This window comes from Myxococcus sp. AB036A (genome assembly GCF_006547355.1).
Lineage (GTDB): Bacteria > Myxococcota > Myxococcia > Myxococcales > Myxococcaceae > Myxococcus > Myxococcus virescens.
The window spans coordinates 1-1,090 of sequence record NZ_VHLC01000219.1 but is presented as its reverse complement, the minus strand read 5'-3'; the positions used below and the strand labels follow the sequence as shown (position 1 = coordinate 1,090).

The following is a 1,090-nucleotide window of genomic DNA, read 5'->3' as shown; positions in this document are numbered from 1 at the left end:
CGGCCGGACGACGACGTCACCTTGCGTCGGCTGATCTTCCTCGCGCGGAAGCTCGACGCGTCGAAGCTGGACGCCCTCGTCCGCATCACCACCGAGCTGGCCCGCTGAAGCAGCGCCCCGAAGGCCCGCCCCTCCAGCGCCAGGCAGATTGCGGCCGGCGCTCCGGCGTCTCCGAGAAAGGAGCAGGCCCGGCGTGCAGGGCCCCATGCATCGGGGCCCTGCACCGGAGCACGCGCGCCCCCAACCCGAGCGGCTCCGGCGATGACAGAGCGCCTCCCCGTCCGAAGGAGGAGGCACCCCGCTACGCCGCGCCGCGCTCTGCAAGCGCCTCAGTCACATCGGCGAGCTGCGCCTCAAGGGCTTTCTTCCTCAGTTGGAGGCGGGCCACATCATCCAGCCCCACCTCCTCGTCGAGGCGTCTCTCCTTCGGAGGGTCAGGCTCCAAGTCCTCACGCACCTCCACCGTGAGGACGTCGCCCGCACGGATGTCCTTGGCGTAACACCACTTCAGGTGCTCGCGGTACTCCCTGCCCACGGAGCCCCCAAGGTGGAGGTCCACCAGCGGGTTTTCGCGTGTCTCATCATCGGGGCGGCGCACCCACGTCAGAATGGTGGAGACGACACCGAAGCCCGACACCCCCGCGGTTGCGACGTGCCGGCCATTGCGCAGCAGGCGAAAGCAGAGCATCGGCGGCCTACGCCTTCTTCGGGAGTCCCAGCTCGTGCTTCTCCAGCCCCTCCGGGTAGAGGCCGGCCTCGCCGAACTCTACCTGGTCCCGCAGCCCCCCGCCTTCGGACACCACGAGGGCGGCCTCCTTGGCGGCGTCCGCGCGCCCATAGGGCTCACGGAGCTGGGCGTGGGCGACGCCACGCAGCGCATCCCGCATGTCCGCCGCTGTCGCGAAGCGCTCCTCGGGGTTGAGGCGCAGGGCCGTGTGCAGCACCGCCTTGAGGTCCTCACTAAGGTGGGCCACCGCCTTCTCGACGACATCCGGAGTGAATGTCTCCATGAGGGCCTGCATCTGCTGCAGCGGCAAAGTGGGCGGCGACTCCGTGACAAACCGCGTCTCCTTCGACGCCACCACCGGGA

The 1,090-nt window shown here is 69.6% G+C and carries 1 protein-coding gene and 2 pseudogenes; 1 reads left to right on the top strand and 2 read right to left on the bottom strand.

Going from position 1 to position 1,090, the window contains the following annotated elements; all coding sequences use genetic code 11:
* Nucleotides 1–108: pseudogene (locus tag FL344_RS40180) on the top strand (XRE family transcriptional regulator); the annotation flags it as partial.
* Nucleotides 109–301: 193 nt separating this feature from the next.
* On the opposite strand, the gene FL344_RS38140 reads toward FL344_RS40180, so the two are convergent.
* Both FL344_RS38140 and FL344_RS38135 read right to left on the bottom strand, forming a co-directional pair.
* Nucleotides 302–688 carry a hypothetical protein gene (locus FL344_RS38140; RefSeq protein WP_141621946.1) on the bottom strand — a complete coding sequence of 129 codons (387 nt, stop codon included), beginning with the start codon at nucleotides 686–688 and terminating at the stop codon, nucleotides 302–304.
* 7 nt (nucleotides 689–695) lie between these two features.
* Nucleotides 696–1,090: pseudogene (locus FL344_RS38135) on the bottom strand (serine/threonine protein kinase); the annotation flags it as partial.